Below are 25,416 nucleotides of genomic sequence, written 5' to 3' on the forward strand. Positions count from 1 at the left end.
CGCCGTTCCGATCAGTCCCGGGACGGGATCGCGGGTGACCCGAGCAGGACCGGGACCCGCCGCCCGTCGGACTCGGTGAAACCGATGGTCGGGTCGGGCTCGTCGGGGGCGTTGACGAACGAGACAAAGCGCGAGAGCTTCTCCTCGTCCTCCAGCACGGCCGCCCACTCGTCGCGATAGCCGGCGACGTGACGGTCCATGTCCGCCTCCAGCTGCGCGGCGATGCCGAGACTGTCGGAGCAGACGACGTCGCGGAGATGATCCAGGCCGCCCTCGAGCAACTCGAGCCACGGTGCCGTGCGCTGCAGGCGGTCGGCGGTGCGGATGTAGAACATGAGGTAGCGGTCGATGTAGGCGACCAACGTCTCGTCGTCGAGGCCCTGCGCGAGCAGTTGTGCGTGCGCGGGCCGCTGGCCGCCGTTGCCGGCGACGTAGAGGTTCCACCCGTTCTCGGTCGCGATGATCCCGACGTCCTTGCCCCGCGCCTCCGCGCACTCGCGTGCACACCCCGAGACGCCGAACTTGATCTTGTGCGGCGATCGCAGTCCGCGGTAACGCATCTCGAGGCGCACCGCCATGCCGACGGAGTCCTGCACGCCGTAGCGGCACCAACTCGAGCCGACGCAGCTCTTCACCGTGCGCAGACTCTTGCCGTAGGCCTGACCCGACTCCATGCCGGCGTCGACGAGTCGTCGCCAGATCCGGGGCAACTGGTCGACCCGGGCACCGAACATGTCGATGCGTTGGCCGCCGGTGATCTTGGTGTACAGCCCGAAGTCCCGGGCGATCTCGCCGATCACGATGAGCTGTTCGGCGGTGACCTCTCCGCCCGGCATCCGCGGGACCACCGAGTAGGACCCGTTCTTCTGCAGGTTCGCCAGGAAATGGTCGTTGGTGTCCTGGAGCGCGGCCTGCTCGCCGTCGAGGATGTGGTCCGACGACGTCGACGCCAGGATGGACGCCACCGTCGGTTTGCACACCTCGCAGCCGGCGCCGGTCCCGAACCGCGCGATGAGCTCGGAGAAGGTGCGGATGCCGGTGGACGCGACGACCTCGAACAGCTCGGCGCGCGACTGGGAGAAGTGCGCGCACAGGGACTTCGAGAGCTCGACGCCCGATTCGGCGAGCAGGGTCGTGATGCTCGGGACGCAGCCACCACAGGTGGTGCCTGCGCCGGTGCAGCCCTTGATGGAGGCCACATCACACGACCCGTCGGCGATGGCCGAGCAGATGGCGCCCTTCGTGACACCGTTGCACGAGCAGATCTCGGCGTCGCCGGGCAGTGCCCCGACGCCGATCCCGCCGCCGGTGCCGGCCGGTGTGATGAGCGCCGCCGGGTCCCCGGGGATCGCCCGTCCCACCATCGGTTTCAGGGTCGCGTAGGCCGTTGCGTCGCCGACGAGGATGCCGCCGAGGAGGGTGGTCGCGTCGTCGGAGACGACGACCTTCGCGTAGGTGCCGGCGACGGGGTCGCTGTGCACGATCTCCAGCGCACCGTCGGAGGTGCCCATCGCGTCGCCGAAACTGGCGACGTCGACGCCGAGCAGCTTGAGCTTGGTCGACATGTCCGCTCCGGCGAAGGAGCGGTCACCGCCGACGAGGCGGTCGGCGACGATCTCCGCGGTCGAGTATCCGGGTGCGACGAGTCCGTAGCACCGGCCGTCGACCGCCGCCACCTCGCCGATGGCGTAGATGTCGGGATCGACGCTGCGGCAGGTGCTGTCGACCAGGACGCCACCACGCTCGCCGACGTCGAGTCCGGCGTCGCGGGCGAGCTCGTCACGGGGTCGGACACCGGCGGCGAACACCAGCAGCGCCGCGTCGATCGCGGTGTCGTCGGACAGCGTGACGGTGACACCGCCGTCGGTGCGACCCTCGACGCCGGTCGTCGAGACGCCGGTGTGGACGGTGACACCGAGCTCACCGACGATCTTTGCCAGCAGCGCACCTCCCCCGTCGTCGACCTGGAGCGGCATCAGGCGCGGGGCGAACTCGACGACGTGCGGCGACATGCCCAGCGACCGCAGGGCGTTCGCGGCCTCGAGCCCGAGCAGCCCGCCACCGACGACGACGCCCACCGCACCCGGGTCGTTCGACTCCGCGGCGGCCCGGATGGCGTCGAGGTCGTCGAGCGTGCGGTACACGAAACACCGTGGGTGATTCTTTCCCGGCACCGGCGGTACGAACGCATAGGACCCGGTCGCCAGAACCAGTGCGTCGTAGCCGATCTCGGTGCCGTCGGACGTGACGACGCGGCGCCCGTCCCGATCGATCGACTCGGCGCGGACCCCGAGACGCACCTCGACGCCGTCGTCGCCGGCGTAGTCGTTGCCTGCGAGGGCCAGTGCGCCGCGATCCCACGACTCCACGTAGGACGAGAGCCCGACGCGGTCGTACGCGGCGTCGGCCTCCTCCCCGATGACGACGACCCTCCACTGCCCGGTGATGTCGGCGCGACGGAGGTCGGCGACGAAGCGGTGGCCGACCATCCCGTGGCCGACGACGACGGCGGTCTTCGTGCTCATGCGACACCCGCCGCGGTGGACGCGGACGCGGGGGCCTCCTCCGACGTGGTCGCCGACTTCTCACCGCGGGCGTAGAACCACCAGGTGACGACGCCGGCGATGACGTAGAACGCGAGGAACACCCAGAACGCCGTCGTCGCGGACTTGTGGGACTTGTAGCTCGCCCGCAGGACCAGGTTGATCGCGACGCCACCGAGGCCACCGAACGCACCTGCGATCCCGATGAGTGCCCCGGACATGGACCGGGACCAGGTGATCTTGCCGAAGGCGTTGAGTCCCCGGTTGGCCTGCGCCTTGGCCTCGAAGACGGCCGGGATGATCTTGTAGACCGAGCCGTTGGCGACGCCGGAGATCAGGAACAGCAGGATGAAGCCGACGATGAACGCGGCGAGGACCCCGCCGGTGATGCGGTGGCCGTTCGAGTCCGAGACGGTGCCGGCGGCGACGAGGACCGCCGACGACGCGACCATCGCCGCGAAGCACCACATCGTCACCCGCCCGCCGCCGACGCGGTCGGCCAGCTTGCCGCCGTACGGCCGCGACAGCGACCCGAGCAGCGGACCGATCCAGGCGATCTGCGCCGCGGCCAACGCCGGCTTCGGGTCACCCGATGCGGTGAAGCTGATGTTGAGGACCTGGCTGAACGCGAACCCGAAACCGATGAACGAGCCGAACGTGCCGACGTACAGCAGCGAGATGAGCCAGGTGTCGCGGTACTTCAGGCAGTCGACCATGGCCTTGCCCGACGACGTCTGGTGGTCGAGGTTGTCCATGTAGAGGGCCGCGCCGACACCGGCGAGCGCGAGCAGCACCAGGTAGATCGAGCAGACGATCTCCGGCCGGTCGGAGGCGACCGAGATGACGAGCAGACCGATCAGCTGCACGACGGGCACGCCGATGTTGCCGCCGCCGGCGTTCAGGCCCAGCGCCCAACCCTTGAGGCGCTGCGGGTAGAAGGCATTGATGTTGGTCATCGACGACGCGAAGTTGCCGCCACCGAAACCGGTGAGCGCCGCGACGAAGAGGAACCACCCGAACCCGAAGTCGCCGGGGTTGAGCATCAGCATCAGCGTCAGCGACGTGGGCAGCAGCAGGACGACGGCGCTGAAGATCGCCCAGTTGCGCCCACCGAACCGGGCCGTGGCCTGGGTGTAGGGAATGCGCAGGCAGGCGCCGACGAACGTGGCGGTCGCCGCGATGACGAACTTCTGGTCGAGCGAGATCCCGTACTGCGGGCCCATGAACAGCGCCAGCACCGAGAACAACGACCACACCGAGAAGCCGACGTGCTCGCAGATCACCGACCAGAGGAGGTTCCGCCGAGCGATGGCGGCGTTCCCGGCGTCCCAGGCCTCCCGATCCTCGGGATCCCAGTCGGTGATGTGGTGCTTGCGTCGCGTCGCGGTGGTCACGGTGTCCTCTCGAAGGGCCTGCGTGCGGGTGGTTGCGGGTCACGGTAGGGAGCGGGTGTTGCCGCGGTGCGTCGCGCGATGACCTCGTCGTCACGGTGTTCTCACCCGTGCGACGAGGGCCGTGTGAGACACGTCTGCGATGTTTCGGACGGATTGCTGTCCGCTCGCCGGGGTGCACCTCGTAGAGTTCGGTCCATCACGCAGTCCGCGCCGACGTCGGGACACCGGGTCGGGGGCTCCCGAGGAGGACCATCCGATGCTTCGTCGTAGGCGACTGTCCGTCGTCGCCGCACTGTTCGCGGCGACCACCGCCGCGGTCGTCACGGCCCCGGTCGCGTCGGCCGCGCCCCTGCCGCGCAACTGCACGCAGGCTCTCTTCCAGAGCGACATCCGCTGCACGTTCACCTACACCGGCGGCCCGCAGGTGTTCACGGTGCCGCAGGGACTGCGGCAGATCCTCATCCTGGCCGTCGGCGCGAACGGCGCGGACACCCGCGGTTCCGGGTTCCCCTCCACCAAGGCCGGCAAGACCTACGCCTACGCCCCCGTCGTCGGCGGACAGCGCCTGTTCGTCTACGTCGGTGGCGCCGGGCAGCACAACGCCCCCGGCAGCCCCCGGGGCGTCGGCGGCTACAACGGCGGCGGCGCGGGGTACCCGAACGGCGGTGGCGGTGCCAGCGACGTGCGCACCGTCGGTGGTGACGCGCTGAACCCCGCGTCCATCGCGTCGCGGCTGGTCTCGGCGCCCGGTGGCGGCGGCTCGGCCGGGACCCGCGGCGGCGACGGTGGCCGCCCCGGTGACAGCAACGGTCTCAAGCTCGGCGGCGGAGCCGGCGGCCCGGCCAACGGCGGCACCAGCGCCGGCGACTCGCAGCCCGGTCGCCTCGGCGTGGGCGGCGACGCATCGCCGACCGGTGGCGGCGGCGGTGGTGGTGGCGGTTTCGGCGGCGGTGGTGGTTACGCCGGCGGTGGCGGCGGTGGCGGTGGCCCGCTGCCGTTCTTCTCGTCGACCACCCAGGTCGCCAAGAACGGCGAGGGTGCGCGCGTCACGCTCGTCTACGACGGGCCGTGCACACCGTTCTGCTTCGGCAGCTGATCAGCGACCGGGCTCGCCCCGGAGCGCGGCGAGTTCGGCTCGCAGACGCTCGTTCTCGTCCTGCAGCTCGGTGATGCGCGCGACGTAGGGCGCGGTCCGGTCGGCGATCATCTCGGTGGTGTACTGCGGGATCAGGCTGCGCGAGCAGTTCCAGTCGAAGGCCTCCACCGCGAGGGTCACGCAGCGTTCGACGCGCGTGGCGATCTCGCGACCGTCGATGTGCCGCAGCGTGGTCGCCAGGTCGGGGTCGTCGGCGGCGTCGACCACCCGGGCGCGGGCGAAGACCTTGATGCGGGTGCGGCGCGGCAGGTCGGCCACGAACAGCGCGACGCGGTCGTCGGCCTCGATGTTGCCCACCGACACGAACTGCTGGTTGCCCGGGAAGTCGGGGAAGCCGAACCGGTTCCCACCGAGGTGGTGCAGGAAACCCGGTGGCCCGCTGCGGTACTGGATGTAGGGCCACCCCTGCGGCGTCATCGAGGCGAGGTGGAACTGGAACACCGCGGTGAGGAGCCGGACCTCGCGGTCGGTGATCTCCTGCGGTCCGTCGTCCGGACTCTCGAGATCCGCGCCGTAGGCCACGACGCTGCCCGCGCGGTCCTGCCGGGCCAGTGCCTGCGGACCGAAGACGATGTGCGAGTAGCGGCGTCCCACGGCTCAGACCATGAGTCGGACGATGTCCACCACCCGCGAGAGCCCCGCCAGCGCGCCCGCCGACGAGCGGGGGTGCAGTGCGTGCACCGCGAGCCGGAACAGCAATGCGCGCAACATCATCTGAGGCCACTCGGGCAGGTCGGACCATCGGGTGACGAGGTCGTCGTCGGCGCCGCCCCACGCCAGCGCGTCCACCACGACGACCGCCGCGGCCCAGGCCGGGGGACGCCAGTAGGGGACGATGTCGGTGATGCCGGGCGCGGCGGCCCCGGCGAACAGAACGGTGCCGAACAGGTCCCCGTGGACGAGCTGCGACGGTGACGACACCGGCGTGCGCAGGGTGGCGAGCGTCTTGAGCATCTCGATGCTGCGTACACCGTCCGGAGACGTCGGTTCACCGAAACCCGCTGCGCGCGCGGACCGCAACGGTGCGTCCTCCCACGCGGCCCGATCGGCTGCGGTGAACACGTCGACGTCGGTGTACGGCGGTGCGGGTGGCTGCAGCAGGAACCGTGGGCGCTCGATCGCCGCGGTGACCTGGTGGAGCCGGTCGGCCACCGACACGACCTCGTCGTGGCGCGGCTCGGGCGACCCGGCGATGTAGGTGTCCGCGCGCCACCCCGACACGACGTAGCGGCCGTCGGTGCCGCGCAGCGGTCGTGCGATGCGGAGCCCGTCGACGAACAGGTCCTCGCGGACCTTCGCCGACCAGGCTGCGCGGGCGTGGTCCGGGACGAGGGAGAGGACCACCTCACCGATGCGCCAGCCGCCCTCCCACTCGCGGGTCAACGCGATCGGTTCCGTCCCGGACAGCCCGAACGTCGCGACGACGTGATCGGGCGGCTCCGGTGCGTTCACGGGAGGTCACGTTACCGATCGGTGGCGTCGTTCCTGGGGAGGCGCCCGGCGGTGTCCGGTGCCGTCGTCGCGTCGCCCGCCACATCGGGTTCCCGGCCGCGCAGCCCGAACCACGCGATGACGCCACCCACGAGGGCGACGGCGGCGAGGATCGGCACCGCACGGCGGAAGGTGGTGTCGAAGGAGGCGTCGAGTGTTCCCGCGGCCGACGTGCCCGCCAGGAGGGGGATCGCCGCGACGGCCAACAGCCCGGCGGCCCGCGCGACGGCGTTGTTCACACCGCTCGCCAGACCGGAGTGTGCGTCGTCGACGGCGGCGAGCACCGTGGACGTGAGGGGCGCGACCAGCGTCACCAACCCGACACCCATCACCAGCGCGCCCGGCAGGACGTCGGTGAGGTAGTTCGCGTCGGGATCGATGCGCAGGAACAGGAAGAGTCCCGCGGCCAGGGCGCACGCCCCGACGGTGAGCGGGATGCGGGGCCCGATCCGCGCGGCCAGCGCCGCCGACCGTGCCGACAGCAGCAGCATCAGGACCGTGACCGGGAGCAGCGCCGCCCCCGCCCACACCGCGGGATAGCCGGCGACGACCTGGAGTTGCAGTGCGGTGAGGAACAGGGTGCCCCCGATCGCGGCGTAGATCGCGAAGGTCATGACGTTCACCACGGTGAAGACGCGGGAGGCGAACAGGTGCGGTGGCACCATCGGTTCGGGCGCGCGCCGCTCGGCGCGCACGAACACGAGGCCGGCGAAGAGACCGACGGCCGCCTCCAGGCCCACCTCGAGACCCGTGCCACCGTCGGCTGCGCGGATGAGCGCCACCGTGGTCGCGGCGAGGGCGACGATCGCCGCGCCCGCGCCGAGGGTGTCGAAACCGTGGTGCTGCTGCGTGTCCCGCGTCTCGGGCACGTGACGCACCGCGACGGCGATGCACGCGACCGCCACCGGGATGTTGACGAGGAACACCCACCGCCACCCGGGCCCGTCGGCGAGCGCACCGCCGACGAACGGTCCGACGGCCGACGCGACTCCCCCGAGTCCCGACCACAGTCCGATCGCCCGCGCACGGTCGGCGGGTCGCAGCGACGACTGGATCATCGCCAGAGATCCCGGTGTCAGCATGGCCCCGCCGATGCCCTGGACCGCCCGCGCGGCGATCAGCACCCCGATGCCGGGCGCCAGACCGCAGGCCAACGACGCGAGTGCGAACACCACGATCCCGGCGATGAACACACGACGACGTCCGAAGCGGTCGCCGAGCGAACCACCCAACAGGACGAGCGCCGACAGCGTCGTCATGTAGGCGGTGACGGTCCACTGCAGCGATGCGAGACCGGCGTCGAAGTCGTCGGCGATGCGTGGCAGGGCGACGTTGACGACCGTCGAGTCCAGCATGACGATGGCCGACCCCAGCACGGCCGCGGCGACGACCCATCGCCCTTGCGCCGATGCGAGGGCCACGCCGGGGCCGGCCGGCTGCGACGGCGGTGCGGTGCTCAATAGACGGGCAGCGACGGGTCGACCTGACGGGTCCACGCGGCGATGCCGCCGTCGAGGTGGCGGACGTCGGTGAAGCCCGCCTCGCGCAGTGCGCGCAGCGCCCGCGCCGACCGGATGCCGGTCTTGCAGTAGAGGACCGTGGGGCGGTTCCGCGGGACGCGCTCGATCCCGGGGCCGGACTCGATGTCGCCCAACGGGATCAGCGTGGCACCGTCGATGTGCGCGATGTCCCACTCGATCGGCTCACGGACATCCACCAGGACGGGCGGCTCGGGCGCGGCGAGTCGGTCACGCAGGGCGGACGGCGACAGCGTGTCCGGCTCGGCCGTCGGCTCCGGCGGGGTGGTCCCGCAGAACGCCTCGTAATCGACCAGTGCGGTGATCGGTGCCGCGGACGGGTCCTTGCGGACCTCGACGCTGCGGAACGACATCCGCAGGGCGTCGAAGAGCAGCACCCGGCCGAGCAGCGGGTCACCGGTCCCGGTGACGAGCTTGACCGCCTCGGTCGCCATCACCGAACCGACTGTCCCGCACAGCATCCCGAGCACCCCACCCTCGGCGCACGACGGCACCGATCCCGCGGGCGGGGCCTGCGGGTACAGGTCGCGGTAGTTCAGTCCACGCCCGTCGGGCGCGTCGTCCCAGAACACCGAGACCTGGCCTTCGAACCGGTAGATGGACCCCCAGACGTAGGGCACACCCGCCAGCACGGCGGCGTCGTTGACGAGGTAGCGCGTGGCGAAGTTGTCGGTGCCGTCGACGACGAGGTCGTAGCGCCGGAACAGGTCGACGGCGTTGTCGACGGTGAGGGCGTGGTCGTGGAGGTCGACGGTGACGTACGGGTTGGTCTCCGCGATCGCGTCGCGGGCGCTGGCCCCCTTGGACCGTCCGATGTCCGACTGGCCGTGGATGATCTGGCGCTGCAGGTTCGACTCCTCGACGACGTCGAACTCGACGATGCCCAGGGTCCCGACGCCTGCCGCGGCCAGGTACAGCAACACCGGCGACCCGAGACCACCCGCGCCGATCACCAGGACCCGCGCCGCCTTCAGCCGACGCTGCCCCTCCGGTCCGATGTCCGGCAGGACGAGATGGCGGCTGTACCGGGCGACCTCGTCGCGCGCGAGCGGCGGCGCCGGGTCCACGAGCGGTGGGAGGGCTGTCACCGGTCCAGGGTAGGCCTGTGACGTCGCTGAACCTCAGGCCTGGGGGAACGGCCAGGGATTGGCGCGGCAGGTGAGGTCACGGTCGGCGCGCATGTCGGGGTCGAGGGCCATGATCTGGCTGTTCGAGACACCGAACGTCTGCTGCATCATGATCGGCGCCAACGCGCCCTGCCTGCCACACGGCTCGTGCTGCTCGTAGCCGATGGCGTGGCCGACCTCGTGGTTGATCAGGTACTGCCGGTAGAGCAGGTCGTCGCCCTGGTAGGACACCGCACCCCGGACCCACCGCGCCTCGTTCACGGTGACGCGGCCCTCGGGTGGGTAGTAGCAGGACGATTCGAGCTTGATCTGGTAGCCGCACAGTTCACGGGTGGTGTTCGTCGACGTCAGGGACACACGGAAGTCGGGGTTGCCGCCGTCGACGCGGCGGAACGCCACCGCTCCCCCGCCGATCCAGCTGCGCGGGTTGGACAGGGTCGCGTCGACGAGCTTCCCGAACGCGCTGTCGCTGCCGTAGTCCGCGGGGTTCAGGCCGTTCTCGACCTCGACGGAGTAGGTGTACGTTCGGCTCGCGCGGGGATTGCCGACGACGCCGGTGGTCCCCTGCACCGTCCGCCACGACTTCGCGCCGTCGGTGGTGAACGGGCCACCGTCGGGGAGCTGACCCGCGGGCAGGCTCGACGCGGCGATCGACCCGCTCGGCGCGCCGATCGCCGTGGTCTCGGAGTTGACCGCGGTGTTGCGCGTCTCCGACGGGGTCGTCGCCGGCTGCGCGGAACTCGACGACCCGTCGTCGGTGATCGTCACGACGAGCAGCACCACGGTGAGGACGACCAACACGGGGATCGCGTACGCCCGCCACCCGTAGGTGCTGACGAACCGGCCCAGCGCGCTCTGCTTCTTGCGCGGCGGTCGGGGCCCGCGGCGACCGCGGGTGTCCACCCCGGTGGGGTCCCAGTGCGCGCGCAGCGGCTGGTCGTCGCGGGGACGATCGGGGCGCGGCGGCGTCGCACCGGACGGCAGTGCCTGCGGCGGGGGAAACGCCGGGCCCTCGGGGCGCGGCGGTCGACCGGAGGGCATGGGACCCGACGGGTGGCCCGGCCCGACACCGGGTGGGGGTCCGCCGGGACCGGGCGGGCCGCCGGGCGTGGGGTAGCCACCGCGGGGCGCCGACGGACCCTGCGGACCGGGCGCCGTCGGGGTGCGGGGACGTCCACCGCCGCCGGTGCTCACGTCGGCCACCATCTCACACGTGCGGTGGGCGCTCGGGGACCCTCGCCGGGGGCGTCGGACGACGTCAGCGGGTGGTCGACCCGGCCGCGGCCCCGACGTGACGCGCGATCTCGCGGGCCGTCTCCACCGGGATCTCCATCTGACAGACGTGGCCGACCGCACCGAACATCACGAGTCGGGAGTCCGGGATCGCGCGGACCAGCCGCGGTGCGATCGCGGAGCTGACGAGCTTGTCGCGGCCGCCCCAGATCACCAGCGTCGGCGACGCGATCGCGGTGGCGGCCTGCCAGTGGGTTCGGCCCGACATCCACACCCAGCTGGTGACCAGCGACGTCAGCGTCCGCGACAGGGCCACCGGCGCCCACGGCAGACCGGCGCGGGCGATCGCGTGCTCGACGGCCTGCGCGGTACGGACCGGTCCGAGGCGTGACGGGTCGACCATGATCTCGCGCAGTGTCTGCGCGACCTGACGCTCCGGGTGCGAGCGTCCGAGGTAGCCGAACACCGCCGGGCCGACCCGCGGGACCTGCGCGAGCGTCAGCGGCACGAAGCTGAGTCGTCGGATGCGCGGGCGCAGGTCGGGGAAGGCCGGCGAGATCAGCGTCAGCGTCGTCACGAGGTCCGGGCGTGCCGCGGCGACCCGCGCGACGATCGCGCCGCCCAGGGAGTTGCCGACGAGGTGCGCGCCGCCGAGGTGGTCGAGGACGGCGATCACCGACTCGACCATCGCCGTGAGTGAGTAGTCGTCGCGGGCGGGTGGATCGGAGAACCCGAACCCCGGCAGGTCCATCGCGTGGCCGTCGAGGATGGGCGCGAGGACCTCACCGAGATCGGTCCAGTTCAGCGACGAGCCACCCAGACCGTGGACGTACAACGCCCGCTGCGGCGGCGGTTCGACTCCTGCCGCCCGGGGCACGCGACGGAGGAAGACACCGCGACCGTCGATCTCGACACGGCTACCCGGCCACAGCGGACTGGTGCGGTCGAGCGGGGCGAGGCGGTCGGCGGGAGACGTCGTCGAGGCCGTCGCTTCGGCCCGGGGTGTCGACACCGGTCCAGCATGCCTCACCCCCGCGCAGGTCCGAGTAGGGTCGTCGCATGCCCGGAGCCCCCCAGCGCGACTCCGTCGGGGTGGCCGACGAGACGACGCGTCGCAACACGCGTATGCCCCGCAGCGCGCGTCGCGTGCAACTGCTCGACGCGGCCAGCGAGATCTTCGTCGAACGCGGGTACCACTCCGCGGGGATGGACGAGATCGCCATCCACGCCGGGGTGAGCAAACCCGTTCTGTACCAACATTTCCCGGGCAAGCTCGACCTCTACCTCGCGGTGCTCGAGGAGCATGCCGAGGCGATGGTCTCGCAGGTGCGCAAGGCATTGGAGACCACCACCGACAACCGTCTGCGCGTGCGCGCCGCGGTGCAGGCGTTCTTCGACTTCATCGACCAGGACCACCAGGGCTACCGGCTCATCTTCGAGTCCGACGCACTGGACCCGGCCGCGATCCGCCGCGTGGAGAGCGCCACCGAAGCGTGCGTCGACGCCGTCTACGGACTCGTCATGCACGACTCCGGACTGGACCCCTACCGCTCCCGGATGCTGGCCGCCGGACTCGTCGGCGCCAGCCAGGTCAACGCCCGCTACTGGCTCGACGCACGCCGCCCCATCAGCAAGGCCGACGCGGTCGAGACCACCGTCGCCCTGCTGTGGGGCGGGCTGTCGCGGGTGCCGCTGCAGGGCTACGCGCCGCAGGGCTGACCCCCGTCAGGAGGGGCCGGGCGTCGGTCAGGCGGCGCCGAAGCCGACGCGCGGACGCTCGGCCGAACCGACCTCGACGTAGGCGATCTTCGTGACCGGGATGAGGAACCGGGCGCCCTTGTCGTCGGTGAGACGCAGAAGTTGCTCCTTGCCGGAGAGGGCGGCCTCGACGGCGGCGTGCACGTCGTCGCTCGTCTGATCGGTCTGCACGAGCACCTCTCGCGAGCTGTCCGAGATACCGATCTTCACGTCCACCGCCACGGTCGTCCTCCTCCATGCGTCACCCGATTGGGTTCGATCCCTCAGGGCTGTCAGCCCAAGGCTAGTGGAGCAGGACGGCCCGGACCCACGGGCTTCCGCTGTGGGCGTACCGCCGCGCGCGGCGTCAGCCGAGGTCGAGGTCGCGCATGCGCGCGGCGTGACGCTCCTGGATGGACTCGAAGAACGCCGAGACGCGCCCGAGGTCGGCGGCCTCGCTGAAGAGGACGTCGGTGAGCGCCTCCTCGGAGGCCAGCACGTGTTGCGCCTGGGTGATCGCCTCGCCCAGCAGGCGTCGACCCCACAACCGCAGCGGTGAGGTGAGGTCCGGGTCGGCCGCGACCGCCGCACGCACCTGATCGCACGCGAACTCGGAGTGCCCGGTCTCGGACATCACCTTCTGCACGATCGCCTCGGCCTCGGCGGGCAGGGTGTGGGCGACCTCGAGGTAGAAGTCGGCGGCCAGCCCGTCGCCGATGTAGGCCTTCACCATCGACTCGAGCCACGTGTTGGGCGTGGTCGACCCGTGGTAGCGGTCGAGCACGGGCGCGTAGTGCGCGACCGTGTCGCCGATGTCGTGGCCGCGGCGGGTCAGTTCCTCGGCCAGGATCTCGAAGTGGACCATCTCCGCGCCGGCCATCTGCGCCATCGCGACCCGTCCGCGCAGGTCCGGGGCCATCTCGGCCTCCGCGGTCAGCCGGTAGAACGCCGCGATCTCACCCGCGAGCAGCACCCCGAAGAGCGCGCTGACGCCGGGGTGGTCGTCGGGCAGGGGCCGCGTCTCCCCGCGCGGACGGACGTGCGGGGCGATGGAGGCCGACGATCCGGGGAGCACCTCGGCGGGTGGCGACTGCGGGTCCTGTCCGTGGCTCGAGGCGGGCATGCGGCGATCGTAGGCGACCCCCCGAGGGGGCGCGCCGGACCCGTCCACGCTGCGTCGATGCGGCGTCCCCGCAGCCAGGACGTACACTCGCGGGGACGGTCGCCGCTGCGACCGGCGACACGAGACCCGCGTCCGCGTCGCCGCGGCGGAACCCGATCGTCATGACAGATGCGCGCGTACCGCGTCCGTCGACGCCTCCGCGGCAGCCGCGATCGACCGGCCCGTCGCAGGCGAGACGCCGACGCCGAAGCTTCCGCGGGCGGCTCCCGCCCCCTCGAGAACGCCACCGAACCCGGGTACGCGCAGACGCGACACCGGAAGGCACCGACATCAGTACCGACAACATCAGCACCGCCGACGAGACCACGGACACCGACGGCACCACCATCGTCACCGGCGAGTCCCCGATCGACCCGGACGTCCCCCAGACGACGATCGTCGACACCGACACCCACGTCGCCCCGACCTTCGCCGAGCTGGGCGTCAGCGACGAGATCGTCGCCGCGCTCGAGGCCGACGGCAAGACCCACACCTTCGCGATCCAGGAGCTCACCCTCCCGCTCGCCCTCGCCGGCGACGACCTCATCGGCCAGGCCCGCACCGGCATGGGCAAGACCTTCGGGTTCGGCGTCCCGCTGCTGCACCGCATCACGCAGGTGAAGCCCGGCAGCGACGGCCCGCTGCGTCCGCTCGACGGCACCCCGCGTGCCCTCGTCATCGTCCCGACCCGCGAGCTGTGCCTGCAGGTCACCGGCGACCTGCAGGTCGCGGGCAAAGGCATCGAGGTCGACCCGCAGCCCAACCCGAAGCGCAAGCTCTCGATCGTCTCGATCTACGGCGGACGTCCCTACGAGTCGCAGATCGCCGAGCTGCAGGCCGGCGCCGACGTCGTCGTCGGCACGCCCGGCCGACTCCTCGACCTCGCCCAGCAGGGCCATCTGATCCTGGGCAAGGTCCAGATCCTCGTCCTCGACGAGGCCGACGAGATGCTCGACCTCGGCTTCCTGCCCGACATCGAGCGCATCATGCGGGCCCTGCCCGACCAGCGTCAGACGATGCTGTTCTCGGCCACCATGCCCGGCCCGATCGTCACGCTGGCGCGGACCTTCCTGAACCGGCCCACCCACATCCGGGCCGAGCACGCGGGTGACTCCGCCGTGCACGACCGCACCAAGCAGCACGCCTACCGCGCGCACGCGCTGGACAAGGCCGAGCTGGTGGCGCGGGTCCTGCAGGCCGAGGGCCGTGGCGCGACCATGATCTTCACCCGCACCAAGCGGACCGCGCAGAAGGTCGCCGACGACCTCGCCGAGCGCGGGTTCAAGGTGGGTGCCGTGCACGGCGACCTCGGTCAGGTCGCTCGCGAGAAGGCCCTCGGACGCTTCCGCGACGGGTCGATCGACGTCATCGTCGCCACCGACGTCGCCGCCCGCGGCATCGACATCGACGACGTCACCCACGTCATCAACTACCAGTGCCCCGAGGACGACAAGGCGTACGTGCACCGGATCGGTCGTACCGGCCGTGCGGGTCGCACCGGCATCGCCGTGACCCTCGTCGACTGGGACGAGCTGCACAAGTGGAAGCTCATCAACGACGCCCTCGACCTCGGCATCCCGGAGCCGGTGGAGACCTACTCCTCGTCGGAGCACCTCCGCTCGGACCTGTCCATCCCGGAGTCGGCCACCGGTCGCATCGCCCCGCCCGCGCCGAAGGAGCGGGAGGGCACCTCCGACGGCGGCCGTCGCGAGCAGCGCGCGCCGCGCGCCAACCGTGAGCGTCGACGCACCCGCGGCGCACGCTCCGCGGACGACGGCGCGCCCGCCGCGAAGGCCCCGAAGGCCCCCACGTCGGAGACGTCGTCGGACAGCTCGGGTCCCGACTCCGCACAGAGCGACGGCGACGGGTCGTCCCGTCCGCGGCGGCGGCGTCGTCGCGGCCGTGGACGCGGCGCGTCGGCGGAGGGCTCGACGTCGTCGCAGGCCACCGCCTCGTCCGACCAGTGATCCGCTGACCCACCTCAGGGGGACCGCTCACCGATGAGCCCGACGATGACCCGGCCGTCGGGGTCGAAGCGCCGGATCCGTCCGGAACGCCGGACTCGCACGGACCTGATCGTCTCGGCGGTCGTCGTCGTCGTCGTGGTCGTCATCGGGGCGGTCGTCTGGTGGGTCAGCCCGTCCCGGCACACCGAGGTGGACTCGGCGCCGGTCGCGCTGCAGCCCCTCGCCGAGGCCACCGCGGCGCCCGCGACCCTGGTCCCCGGGTGGACGGCGCCGTCGCCCGTCACGCCGATGCCCGTCGTGACCGAGTCCGCCGTCGTCACCGCCGACGGCGGGTCCGTCGTCGCGCACGACCCCGACGACGGGTCTGTTCTGTGGAGCTACCGCCGGAACCTGCCGCTGTGCGGCGTGATCGCGGCGTACCCGTCGGCACCGCGGGTGGTCGCGGCCTACCGCAACAGCCGCGGCTGCGGTGAGGTGACCGCGTTGCGCGCCGACGACGGCCGACGCTCGGCGAGCCGCAGCAGCGACGCCGACGAGCAGATCTCGCTGTCCACAGCGTCGGACTACGTCGTCGCGCAGGGCGACAGTCGCCTCGAGTCGTGGGGATCGTCGCTTGTCCGCGGCGTCGAGTACGGGCGGGTGTCCGCGCCGGTGCAGCCGAACACGCAGCCGCGATCCGGGTGCCGCCTCCAGTCGAGCGCCACCGGCGCCGACGACATCGCGGTCGTCGAGCAGTGCCCGGACGAGAGCGGCTACCGCCTCACCGTGATCGCCGCGTCGCAGGACAAGGACGGCAAGGTCACCCAGCTCGGCTCGCGCCTCATCACCGACGGCACCGCCGGGCCTGTCCCACGGGTGGTCGCCGTGTCCTCGGGGGCCGTCGCCGTCTACCGCGGCGGCTCTCCCACCGCGACGACCGGCGGGCCACCGGCGACCGGCCCGGAGATCCGCGTCTACGGCACCGACGCCACGCTGCGCAGCACCCACGAGGTGCTCGGCGCGACGGACATCCCGCCCAACTCGATCCCGGTGCGCTCGACGAGCAGTGACGGGCAGGTCGCGCTGACCGTGTTCACCGGCAGCGCGACCGTGGTCCTGGACCCGACCGCCCTGACGCCGCGCTATCAGATCCCGGGCACCCTCGGCCCCGCTGTCCTCATGGGCTCCGACCTCGTCGTGCCGGGCCCGTCGGGGATCACCGTCGTCGACCCGGCCACCGGCGAGCAACGGCGGACGATCACCGTGTCCCGCCCGGGCTACACCGGCGGGACGGTCGGCCTGACACCGATCGGCACGAACATCGCCGCCGAGTACGACGGCGTCGTGCACATGCTCCGCGGCTCGAACTGAGTCGCGCGGCCCCTCGACGCGTGCCGGTGAGGTCGGTTCAGGCCTCGACCACCGTCAGCGGCTTGCCCGCGTCCCAGTGGCCCCAGAGGTTCTCCGCGAGTTCGCGATACGCCTGAGACCCCTTGTGCTTGCGACCCGTCATGACGCTCGTCCCCGACGCCGACGCCTCGGCGAAGCGGACGGTCCGCGGGATCGGCGGGTGGAGGACGGGCATGTCGTACCGGTCGGAGACGTCGGCGAGGACGTCACGGCTGTGGGTGGTCCGGGAGTCGTAGAGCGTGGGGACGACCCCGAGCAGGGTGAGGTCGGGGTTGGTGATCTGTTGGATCTCGGTGACCGTGCGCAGGAGCTGGCCGACGCCGCGGTGCGCGAGCGTCTCGCACTGCAGCGGGACCACGACCTCCGACGCCGCGGTCAGGCCGTTGAGCGTCAGGACGCCGAGGGACGGCGGGCAGTCGATGAGGATGACGTCGTAGTCCTGGGCGACCTGCGCCAGGGCACGCTTGAGCGCGTACTCGCGACCGGGACGCATCAGGAGCAGCGCCTCGGCACCGGCGAGGTCGATGGTGGCGGGGAGCAGCGTCATGCCGTCCTCGGTGTTCAGCAGGGCGTCGACGATCTCCGCCTCGCCGAGCATCACCTCGTGCACCGACACCTCGAGCTGGTCGGGGTCGTGGCCGAGGGAGAACGTGAGCGATCCCTGCGGATCGAGGTCGACCACGAGGACGTTGAGGTCCATCTCGGTGAGCGCGGCGCCGACGGACGCGACGGTCGTCGTCTTGGCGACGCCGCCCTTCTGGTTGGCGACGGCGAGGATGCGGGTCATCGGCGGTCGGCGGACACGGGGACGGTCATCGGGCGGCTCCCTCTCCAGCACTGGGACGTCGGCGGGCCGCGTCCTGCTGTGCGGGCACCGTGCCTGTCGAGGATAGGCGTGCGGGTGCCACGATGGGCACATGGTCGAGACGACACGGCCGGAGGCCGCAGCAACCACCTCCGGAGGCTCCCCGACCCACCGACTCGTCGTCATCCGACACGGTGAGACGGAGTGGTCGAAGACGGGGCGGCACACCGGGACCACCGACATCGACCTCACCGAACTCGGGGTGCAGCAGGCGCGATCGCTGGCCGGACCGGTCGGCGAGTTGTCGCTGACGTCGCCGTGGGTGATCAGCTCGCCGCGGAAGCGCGCGCAGCGCACCGCGGAGCTCGCGGGGTTGCGGGTCGACGCCCTCGACGAGTCGGTGACGGAGTGGGACTACGGCGACTACGAGGGACGGACCAGCCCCGACATCCACCGCGACGATCCGGGGTGGACCGTCTTCGCCGACGGTGGACCCGGCGGCGAGTCACCCGACGACATGACACGTCGGGTCGACGGGGTGATCGACAGCATCCAGCCGCGACTCGACATCGGGGACGTCGTCGTCGTGACGCACGGCCATTTCTCGCGCAGCCTGCTGGCGCGGTGGGTCGGCGCGCCGATCGGACTCGGACAGCACCTGTCGATGCTGCCCGCGTCGATCGCCGTACTGGGGTTCGACGGGCGATCGCAGAACCTGACCGCGCTGGGGATCACGGGGTATCGGAGCGCCGACTACGTCGATGCAGGACGGCCGAGCCGTCGGATGAGCTGAGTGGCCGAGCCGTCGGATGAGCTGATTGGCCGAGCCGTCGGATGAGCTGATTGGCCGAGCCGTCGGATGATCTGAGCGCCGGCGTCAGTCGTCGGCGTCGGGGGCGGCCTCGCCCGAGAGCCATCGCACGGACTTCGGTGAGAACAGCATCCCGAGGACGATGACGACGACAACGAGCAGGGGCGCCCCGAAGTAGGGGCGCCCGCTGTCGGTGAGAAGCGCGAACGCGACAGGGATCAGCAGGATCTGGGCGACGACGGCGATCGCGCGGCCCCACCGTCGCCCGCGGATGAGCGCGACGCCACCGGCCATCACACCGGCACCGAGGATCGCGAACCAGGCCGCGGTCCCGTAGTCGTTGATGAACCCGGAGTCCTCGGCCCCGGTGAGTCCGCGGACGAGGAACACGATGCCGGCGACGACCCCGACCGCACCCTCGAGCGCGACGACGAGGCCGGCACGACGCACCGCGGTCGGCGGCGGGTCGCCCTGACGGGTGTCCTGCGGGTCCGGGCCGGACGGATCGGATGTCACGGGGGCCAGCCTAGTTCCGCTGCGCTGCACGCCTCGCCGTCGAGGCGGTCGTTGACGCCCGGGACACGGTGTGCCAGCGTCCGTCGTGTGACCCGGACGATGACGGCGGTGCGCGCGGTGGCGCCGGTGGTGTCCGATCTGCGGTCGGTGACCGCGATGCTCGCCCCGGTACGCGGGGTGCCGCAGCTCGCCGAGCCCGTCCTCCCGTGGACCGAGACGACCGTCGTCGACCTCGGTGACCGCGGGCGGCTGACGGTGCACCACACGCCGGGCCTGCACGACACCGACCGGCCACCCGTCGTGGTGCTGCACGGGGTCACGCTCACCGCCGACCTGAACTTCTTCGCTCTGGCCGACGTGGTCGGGGGTCGTCGCCCGGCCATCGTGTTCGACCTGCCGAACCACGGCTCGGGGATCCGGGTGCGGCGCTTCGCGTTCACCGACGTCGCCGACGACATCGTCGCCGTCCTCGACCATCTCGGTGTCCCCGCGGCCGTCCTGTGCGGGTACTCCCTCGGTGGCATCACCGCGATGGTGACGGCGGACCGACACCCGTCCCGGGTGGCGGGGATCGTCGTCCAGGCCGCGGCCATGCGCTACGCCGTCGACGTGCGCGAGCGGGTGTTCCTCCAGGGCGTCTCCACGGTGCACCGCCTGGGTCTCGACCAGGCGACGCGGTCGCTGCCGGCGCGGTACTGGCGCATCGCCGCGCGTCGCAGCCCCCACGCCGCGGCGCGATGGGAGTGGATCTCCCGGCAGATGACGGTGTCCGGACGTCCGCGCCTCGCGACGGTGTTCGCGGCCGTCGGGCGCACCGACCACCGGCACCTGCGACCGACCTGTCCGACGGTCGTCACCCTGCTCCGATCCGACCGCGTCTGTCCCCCGCGCCTGCAGCGGGAGGCCGCGGACCTGCTCGGCGCACACGTCGTCGAGGCCGACGCGGACCACGACCTGCCCGTCGCCGACCCCGCGCGCTACGCGGATCTCACCGCCCGCGCACTCGACCACGTCGACGCGCAGATCGCGGCCCGGGACGAGCGGCGCGACGGGCCGGGCTCTGCCGGAGGCGTGACCCTCTAGGCTCGGACATCGTGCGCGCCCTGCTGATCGTCAACCCGTTCGCGACGTCGACGACCGACGCAGGACGGGACGCGCTGGCGCACACGCTGTCGGCACGATGCGACCTGACCGTCGAACTCACCACGCATCGGGGGCACGCGGGTGAGATCGCCGCCGGCGCCGGGGCGCGCGGTTTCGAGGTCGTCATCGTCCACGGCGGCGACGGCACCGTGAACGAGGTCGTCAACGGGCTCATCGCCCCGCCGGGCGCACCCGCCGAGTCCGGGCCCGTCCCCGCGCTCGCCGTGGTCCCCGGGGGCAGCGCCAACGTCTTCGCCCGATCCCTGGGGGTGCTCGCGGAGCCGCTCCAGGCGACGGGCCAGCTGGTCACGCTGCTGTCGGTCGGGTCGCGTCGGCGGATCAGCCTGGGTCACGTCGACGACCGCTGGTTCCTGTTCAACGCGGGGGTGGGCGTGGACGCCGAGGTGGTGCACTCGATCGAGGACCAGCGCCGCGCGGGCAAAGCGGCCAGCGACGCCCGCTACATCGCCACCACGGTCACTCATTTCCTGCGCGGCTCGCGGCGGTCGCCGAAGCTCACGGTGACCGTCCCCGAACCCGACGGCGGCTCGCGCGTGATCGAGGGTGTGCACTTCGCCTTCGTCAGCAACGCCAACCCCTGGACCTACATCGGTGACCGTCCGGTCTGGACCAACCCGGGGACCGACTACTCCACCGGCCTCGGACTGTTCGCGGTGCGGTCGATGCGGGTGCTGCGCATCCTGGCGCTGTCGGCACAGCTGCTGCTCGGCAAGCCACCGCGCATCGGTCACCTCGACCGCGACGACGACGTCGCCGGTGTGCGGATCGACGCGTCCGAGCCGACGGACCTGCAGATGGACGGCGACTACATCGGGGAACGGACGGTCGCGGAGTTCGGCTGCGTGCGGGACCGGATCGAGGTCGTGGCCCCTCCGATCGGGGCCGGACCACGCCGCTGACGCGTGACGGGGATCACTGGCCTGATCAGGAAATTCTCGGCACAGATCCTCCGACCGTAGTACAACGGTTCGAGGACACGACGGGGTACCCCGGTCGAGTCAGTGACGTTGCCCACGTGTAGGGGCGACACCATTGACTTGTTCGTGATTCGTGAAAGCATTCACAAGCAACAGTGCGGAAACATTGAGTACGCACAGATGAACGAGACATGACATCGGCGCGCGTGTGGAACGCGCATGCGAAGGAGCAGGAATGGACTGGCGGCACAAGGCGATCTGTCGTGACGAGGATCCGGAGCTGTTCTTCCCCGTGGGGACCAGCGGCCCGGCCATCGCACAGATCGCCGACGCGAAGCTCGTCTGCAACCGCTGCCCCGTGACCGCCGAGTGCCTCTCGTGGGCGCTCGAGTCCGGCCAGGATGCGGGTGTGTGGGGCGGCATGAGCGAGGACGAGCGTCGCGCGCTGAAGCGTCGCAACGCGCGCACCCGGAGCCGCAGCGTCGTCTGATCACTCGGACCTCGACGACGAGCCCGGCGGATCCCGCCGGGCTCGTCGCATGTCCGGGGTCGGCCGGACCGCTCAGCGCAGCGGGACGGTCAGGACCGCCTGGGTGCCGCCTTCCGGGCGCGTGGTGAGTTCCAGAGTGCCGCCGAGTTCGATCCGCACCAGCGTGTGCACGATCTGTAGCCCGAGACGTTCGGCGGCCCGCAGGTCGAAGCCCTCCGGCAGCCCGACACCGTCGTCGCGCACGGTGACGACGAGTCGGCGGGTGTTGCGGTCGGCGTCGATGACCACCTCCCCCTCGTCACCGTCGGAGAAACCGTGTTCGACGGCGTTCTGGATGAGCTCGGTCAGCACCATCACCATCGGCATCGCGAGGTCCGACGGCAGCACACCGAGACTGCCCGCACGGCGCACGACGGCCTGACCGTCACCGACCGCGACATCGGCGAGCACCGGCACCAGCTGGTCGACGACGACGTCGATGTCGACGGCCTCGTCGACCGATCCGGACAGCAGTTCGTGCACCAGAGCGATCGCCGCGACGCGACGGACCGCCTCGTTGAGCGCGCCCCGCGCCTCGGGGTTGTCGGTGCGGCGCGCCTGCAACCGCAGCAGCGCCGAGACGCTCTGCAGGTTGTTCTTCACCCGGTGGTGGATCTCGCGGATCGTCGCGTCCTTGCTGATGAGCGCCCGATCGCGTCGTTTGAGCTCGGTGACGTCGCGCAGCAGCACCGCCGCCCCCGCGGGCCGGCCACCCGGGTGCAGCGGCACCGCGCGCAGCAGCACCGTCGCGCGGCGGGCGTCGGCCTCGGTCCGCATCCCCGACCGCCCAGCGACGGCGTCCGTGATCATCTCGACGACCTCCTCCGCCTCGAAGCGGTCGGTGAGCAGCTCCGACATCACGTCGACGAGGCGGTTGCCGGTGAGGTCGGCGGTCCATCCCATGCGGTGCACCGCCGACAGCGCGTTGGGGCTGGCGAAGGCGACCATCCCGTCGGCGTCGACGCGGATGAACCCGTCGCCGGCACGCGGCGTGGACAGCCCGCGCGGGTTGCCCTCGTTCTGTGGGAACGCCCCGTCGGCCAGCATCTGCGAGAGGTCGTCGGCGCAGTCCCGGTAGGACGTTTCCAGGGACGACGGCAGGCGCAGCTGCGCGAGGTTCGCGGCGCGCATCACGACGGCCACGACCTGCCCGTCGAACTTCACCGGGACGGCCTCCCGCTGCACCTGGATCGAGCCCGACTCACCCCGCACCTCGAGCTCGAGGGCCACCGGGTGCGCTGCCCGCGCGATGCGACCCGCCGGGATCGCCTCGGCGATCAACGGGTCGTCGGCGAGTGGGGTGAACTGCCCGACCTGGTCGACCGGGTACACCGTCGACGCGGTGTTGGGACGGCACTGGGCCACACAGATCAGCCCGTCGCCGTCGGCCTCGACGAGCATGAGGAGGTCGGCGAAGGACAGGTCGGCGAGGAGTTGCCACTCGGCGACGACCTGCTGGAGGTGGCCGGCGACGGCCCCGGAGAGATCGGTGTGCTCGGCGAGCAGATCGGTGAGGGTCGACATGCTCGGGTGACCGAGGAGCTCAGTCGATGGTGGCGATGACGTCGCCGGCCTGGATGACGTCGCCCACGGCGACCTTCACCTCACCGACGGTGCCCGCCTCCTCGGCGAGGACGGGGATCTCCATCTTCATCGACTCCAGCAGGACGACGGTGTCGCCGACGGCGATCTCCTGTCCCGGGGACACGACCACCTCGAGGACGCTCGCAACGATCTCGGCCACCACTGGTTCTGCCACAGCCATCCTCCACACCGGTGCTGCGACGCCGCGGGGTCGCCGCGACGCCGACTGTCGTGAGACAACCTATCGCGACGGATTGGGATGCGGTGCGCAGGTCGTGGGAGAATGGCGCCCGACGAAGGGAGTCCGGAATGGGCAAGCGAGGACGCAAGAAGCGCAGTCGCAAGAAGAACGCCGCCAACCACGGCAAGCGCCCCAACGCCTGACGTGGTGAGCGCACACGACGAGGGCCGGACCTGATCACAGGTCCGGCCCTCGTCGTGTGCAGGGGTTGTGTCAGCCTTCGGTCGCGCGGGTGATGACCGTCTTGCGGATCTCGGTGGTCAGCCGGTCGCGCAGGGAGTCCGGAGCGCGGTCGCCGCCGCACTTGCGGTTCACCAGGTTCTTCAGCTGCGACTCGATGCCGTAGTGCGCGAGGCAGCTCGAGCACTCGTCGATGTGCGACTGCAGACGCTCGCGCACGTCGTCGTCGCACTCGTTGTCCAGCAGGAGCCACACGTCGGCGATCACGGCCGAACAGTCGAGCTGCTCGAACTCGGCGTTCTCCTCCGCGCTCAACCCGTCCTGACGGACCTGCGTCCGGTCGGTGTGCTCGGCGGTCATCGGGTCACCTCCGCGGTGTCGCCACCGGATCGACGGGCAAAACCACGCTCCGCGGCGACGTCGGCGAGCAGCGAACGGAGCTGCTTGCGGCCACGGTGCAATCGGGACATGACGGTTCCGATGGGAGTGTCCATGATCTGGGCGATCTCCTTGTAGGGCAGGCCTTCCACATCGGCGTAGTAGACGGCCATCCGGAAATCTTCCGGGAGCTCTTGCAGTGCGTTCTTGATGTCGTCGTCCGGGAGGGCGTCGAGCGCCTCGATCTCGGCCGACCGCAGACCGGTCGACGTGTGCTCGGCCGTGGCGGCCAGCTGCCAGTCGGTGATCTCGTCCGTCGGGTACTGCGCGGGCTGTCGCTGCCGCTTCCGGTACCCGTTGATGTAGGTGTTCGTCAGGATGCGGTACAGCCAGGCCTTGAGGTTGGTGCCGGCCTTGAACGAGTGGAAGGCCGAGAACGCCTTCACGAACGTCTCCTGCACCAGGTCCTCGGCGTCGGCCGGGTTACGCGTCATGCGCAACGCGGCGCCGTACATCTGGTCGAGCAGGGGCAACGCATCGCGCTCGAACCGCGCATCGCGTTCAGCCTGCGTCTCGACCTCCTGGTCGATCGCCTCCGGCTCGGCCGCTGCCGTCGCTTCGGGATCGCTCACCAACACCCTCTCGGCTGTGCTCACACGTGACCGGCCATGATCACGGCCATCCGATGAGCCTACCGAGGGCATGTGGTGGACGAACACGGGTCGGACGCCGGTCGGTGCGTCCAGGACAGTGCCCAGCATGTCGACCTCCTCGTCCTCGTGCTGTCCCGGTCGGGCAGACCGGTTGATCCGTGATCGCAAATCGGTAACGAGACGGTGAACACTCGTCGGATCTGCGGGTCGGATCCTGTCTTCGAATCGCACAACAGTGGCACGGGGGAGAATGTTCCGCAGCATGTGGCTCGAATCTCGTGATCCGTCCGAAAGGCGTCTGACGTGGGCGTGAGCACTCCGGCGACCGCCGCCCTGACCCGAGCAAGGGTGCCCTACACCGTTCACCGTTACCGTTCTGTGATGGTGAACGGATCGTTCGGTGAGGAGGCGGTCGATCACCTCGGTGCGGCAATGGACGTCGCTGCCGAGCGGGTCTTCAAGACGCTGGTGGTCGCGGCACCCGGGGCCGGTCGGGCCGGGCTCGCGGTCGCCGTCGTGCCCGTCCCCCGGCGGATGGCCCCGAAGGCGGTGGCGGCGGCACTGGGCGTACCGCGGGTCGACATGGCCGAGGCCGCCGCGGTGACACGGGTGACGGGCTACGTCCTCGGAGGGGTCTCCCCCGTCGGCCAACGTCGTGCATTGCCGACGGTCGTCGACGCGTCGGCGACGGGCTACGCGACGATCTTCTGCAGCGGCGGTCGGCGTGGGCTCGAGATCGAACTCTCCCCCGCCGACCTCGTCGCCGTCACCGACGCCGCCGTCGCCGACATCTGCGCCTGAGCAGCCCAGAATCCGCCCCGGCGTCACCCGTCGAGCGTGCCGAAAACCTCCGCCGAGCGTGCCGAAACCAACCGCCAAGCGGGCACATAGTCGTCGTCGA

25 protein-coding genes are annotated in these 25,416 nt (G+C 71.2%); 9 read left to right on the top strand and 16 right to left on the bottom strand.

The window, feature by feature from the left end:
• Positions 1-11: 11 nt before the first annotated feature.
• Positions 12-2,525 (bottom strand): nitrite reductase large subunit NirB, encoded by a 2,514-nt coding sequence (nirB, locus tag Q1A98_RS07055; protein WP_299571347.1) that lies wholly within the window; start codon positions 2,523-2,525, stop codon positions 12-14.
• On the bottom strand, positions 2,522-3,937 hold the full coding sequence (locus tag Q1A98_RS07060) for a nitrate/nitrite transporter (RefSeq protein ID WP_299571350.1): 1,416 nt from the start codon (positions 3,935-3,937) through the stop codon (positions 2,522-2,524). Before Q1A98_RS07060 ends, nirB begins: the two co-directional genes overlap by 4 nt.
• Positions 3,938-4,193: 256 nt before the next feature.
• Here Q1A98_RS07060 and Q1A98_RS07065 point away from each other — a divergent pair, with 256 nt between their 5' ends.
• Positions 4,194-5,033, top strand: a complete 840-nt coding sequence (locus Q1A98_RS07065; RefSeq protein WP_299571353.1) for a glycine-rich protein — start codon at positions 4,194-4,196, stop codon at positions 5,031-5,033.
• Here the strand turns inward: Q1A98_RS07065 and Q1A98_RS07070 are convergent, their stop codons facing one another.
• The 6 genes from Q1A98_RS07070 to Q1A98_RS07095 all read right to left on the bottom strand — a co-directional run bounded on the left by Q1A98_RS07070 (position 5,034) and on the right by Q1A98_RS07095 (position 11,494).
• Positions 5,034-5,687 (bottom strand): pyridoxamine 5'-phosphate oxidase family protein, encoded by a 654-nt coding sequence (locus tag Q1A98_RS07070; RefSeq protein ID WP_299571356.1) that lies wholly within the window; start codon positions 5,685-5,687, stop codon positions 5,034-5,036.
• 3 nt (positions 5,688-5,690) lie between these two features.
• Entirely contained in the window at positions 5,691-6,545 is an 855-nt protein-coding gene (locus Q1A98_RS07075; RefSeq protein ID WP_299571358.1) for a TIGR02569 family protein, read from the bottom strand.
• A gap of 11 nt (positions 6,546-6,556) precedes the next feature.
• Positions 6,557-8,044, bottom strand: a complete 1,488-nt coding sequence (locus Q1A98_RS07080) for an MFS transporter (RefSeq protein WP_299571360.1) — start codon at positions 8,042-8,044, stop codon at positions 6,557-6,559.
• Positions 8,041-9,210 carry a molybdopterin-synthase adenylyltransferase MoeB gene (gene moeB, locus Q1A98_RS07085; protein ID WP_299571362.1) on the bottom strand — a complete coding sequence of 390 codons (1,170 nt, stop codon included), beginning with the start codon at positions 9,208-9,210 and terminating at the stop codon, positions 8,041-8,043. Before moeB ends, Q1A98_RS07080 begins: the two co-directional genes overlap by 4 nt.
• Before the next feature lie 33 nt (positions 9,211-9,243).
• Complete coding sequence (locus Q1A98_RS07090; protein WP_299571364.1) at positions 9,244-10,443, bottom strand: DUF3152 domain-containing protein; 1,200 nt, start codon at positions 10,441-10,443, stop codon at positions 9,244-9,246.
• A 64-nt stretch (positions 10,444-10,507) separates the two neighbouring features.
• Complete coding sequence (locus Q1A98_RS07095; protein WP_299571366.1) at positions 10,508-11,494, bottom strand: alpha/beta fold hydrolase; 987 nt, start codon at positions 11,492-11,494, stop codon at positions 10,508-10,510.
• 113 nt (positions 11,495-11,607) lie between these two features.
• On the opposite strand from Q1A98_RS07095, the gene Q1A98_RS07100 reads away from it, so the two are divergent.
• Positions 11,608-12,201 carry a TetR/AcrR family transcriptional regulator gene (locus Q1A98_RS07100; protein ID WP_299571856.1) on the top strand — a complete coding sequence of 198 codons (594 nt, stop codon included), beginning with the start codon at positions 11,608-11,610 and terminating at the stop codon, positions 12,199-12,201.
• Between the two features lie 27 nt (positions 12,202-12,228).
• Here the strand turns inward: Q1A98_RS07100 and Q1A98_RS07105 are convergent, their stop codons facing one another.
• Together Q1A98_RS07105 and Q1A98_RS07110 are read right to left on the bottom strand one after the other, a co-directional pair.
• Complete coding sequence (locus Q1A98_RS07105) at positions 12,229-12,462, bottom strand: DUF3107 domain-containing protein (protein WP_299571369.1); 234 nt, start codon at positions 12,460-12,462, stop codon at positions 12,229-12,231.
• 124 nt (positions 12,463-12,586) lie between these two features.
• Positions 12,587-13,342 carry a ferritin-like fold-containing protein gene (locus Q1A98_RS07110; RefSeq protein WP_299571370.1) on the bottom strand — a complete coding sequence of 252 codons (756 nt, stop codon included), beginning with the start codon at positions 13,340-13,342 and terminating at the stop codon, positions 12,587-12,589.
• A 161-nt stretch (positions 13,343-13,503) separates the two neighbouring features.
• Between Q1A98_RS07110 and Q1A98_RS07115 the strand changes: the two genes are divergently transcribed.
• Positions 13,504-15,348, top strand: coding sequence for a DEAD/DEAH box helicase (locus Q1A98_RS07115; protein ID WP_299571371.1), 1,845 nt, complete (start codon positions 13,504-13,506; stop codon positions 15,346-15,348).
• 33 nt (positions 15,349-15,381) lie between these two features.
• Entirely contained in the window at positions 15,382-16,698 is a 1,317-nt protein-coding gene (locus Q1A98_RS07120; protein ID WP_299571373.1) for a PQQ-binding-like beta-propeller repeat protein, read from the top strand.
• 37 nt (positions 16,699-16,735) lie between these two features.
• On the opposite strand, the gene Q1A98_RS07125 is transcribed toward Q1A98_RS07120, so the two are convergent.
• Positions 16,736-17,524, bottom strand: coding sequence for a ParA family protein (locus Q1A98_RS07125; RefSeq protein ID WP_299571375.1), 789 nt, complete (start codon positions 17,522-17,524; stop codon positions 16,736-16,738).
• Positions 17,525-17,654: 130 nt separating this feature from the next.
• Here Q1A98_RS07125 and Q1A98_RS07130 point away from each other — a divergent pair, with 130 nt between their 5' ends.
• Entirely contained in the window at positions 17,655-18,335 is a 681-nt protein-coding gene (locus Q1A98_RS07130) for an acid phosphatase (RefSeq protein ID WP_299571378.1), read from the top strand.
• An 84-nt stretch (positions 18,336-18,419) separates the two neighbouring features.
• Here Q1A98_RS07130 and Q1A98_RS07135 read toward each other — a convergent pair whose 3' ends face one another.
• Positions 18,420-18,869 carry a hypothetical protein gene (locus tag Q1A98_RS07135; protein ID WP_299571380.1) on the bottom strand — a complete coding sequence of 150 codons (450 nt, stop codon included), beginning with the start codon at positions 18,867-18,869 and terminating at the stop codon, positions 18,420-18,422.
• Between the two features lie 87 nt (positions 18,870-18,956).
• Between Q1A98_RS07135 and Q1A98_RS07140 the strand changes: the two genes are divergently transcribed.
• The 3 genes from Q1A98_RS07140 (at position 18,957) to Q1A98_RS07150 (ending at position 21,440) form a co-directional block, all read left to right on the top strand.
• On the top strand, positions 18,957-19,952 hold the full coding sequence (locus Q1A98_RS07140) for an alpha/beta fold hydrolase (RefSeq protein ID WP_299571382.1): 996 nt from the start codon (positions 18,957-18,959) through the stop codon (positions 19,950-19,952).
• An 11-nt stretch (positions 19,953-19,963) separates the two neighbouring features.
• Complete coding sequence (locus Q1A98_RS07145) at positions 19,964-20,932, top strand: diacylglycerol kinase family protein (RefSeq protein WP_299571385.1); 969 nt, start codon at positions 19,964-19,966, stop codon at positions 20,930-20,932.
• 253 nt (positions 20,933-21,185) lie between these two features.
• The gene (locus Q1A98_RS07150) at positions 21,186-21,440 is read left to right on the top strand and encodes a WhiB family transcriptional regulator (RefSeq protein WP_299571388.1); all 255 of its coding nucleotides are present in this window, start codon (positions 21,186-21,188) and stop codon (positions 21,438-21,440) included.
• A 72-nt stretch (positions 21,441-21,512) separates the two neighbouring features.
• On the opposite strand, the gene Q1A98_RS07155 is transcribed toward Q1A98_RS07150, so the two are convergent.
• The 4 genes from Q1A98_RS07155 to Q1A98_RS07170 form a co-directional block, all read right to left on the bottom strand.
• Positions 21,513-23,003, bottom strand: a complete 1,491-nt coding sequence (locus Q1A98_RS07155) for a sensor histidine kinase (protein WP_299571391.1) — start codon at positions 23,001-23,003, stop codon at positions 21,513-21,515.
• Between the two features lie 19 nt (positions 23,004-23,022).
• Entirely contained in the window at positions 23,023-23,238 is a 216-nt protein-coding gene (locus tag Q1A98_RS07160; protein ID WP_299571393.1) for a biotin/lipoyl-binding carrier protein, read from the bottom strand.
• 279 nt (positions 23,239-23,517) lie between these two features.
• A complete protein-coding gene (gene rsrA, locus Q1A98_RS07165; protein ID WP_299571395.1) occupies positions 23,518-23,844 on the bottom strand; it encodes a mycothiol system anti-sigma-R factor in 327 nt (108 codons plus the stop codon).
• On the bottom strand, positions 23,841-24,566 hold the full coding sequence (locus tag Q1A98_RS07170) for a sigma-70 family RNA polymerase sigma factor (RefSeq protein WP_299571859.1): 726 nt from the start codon (positions 24,564-24,566) through the stop codon (positions 23,841-23,843). The genes rsrA and Q1A98_RS07170 overlap by 4 nt, the downstream gene beginning before the upstream one ends.
• 330 nt (positions 24,567-24,896) lie before the next feature.
• Between Q1A98_RS07170 and Q1A98_RS07175 the strand changes: the two genes are divergently transcribed.
• Positions 24,897-25,316 carry an aminoacyl-tRNA deacylase gene (locus tag Q1A98_RS07175; protein ID WP_299571397.1) on the top strand — a complete coding sequence of 140 codons (420 nt, stop codon included), beginning with the start codon at positions 24,897-24,899 and terminating at the stop codon, positions 25,314-25,316.
• Positions 25,317-25,416: the final 100 nt, after the last annotated feature.

It is taken from the genome of uncultured Williamsia sp. (assembly GCF_947494875.1).
Taxonomy (GTDB): Bacteria; Actinomycetota; Actinomycetes; order Mycobacteriales; family Mycobacteriaceae; genus Williamsia_A.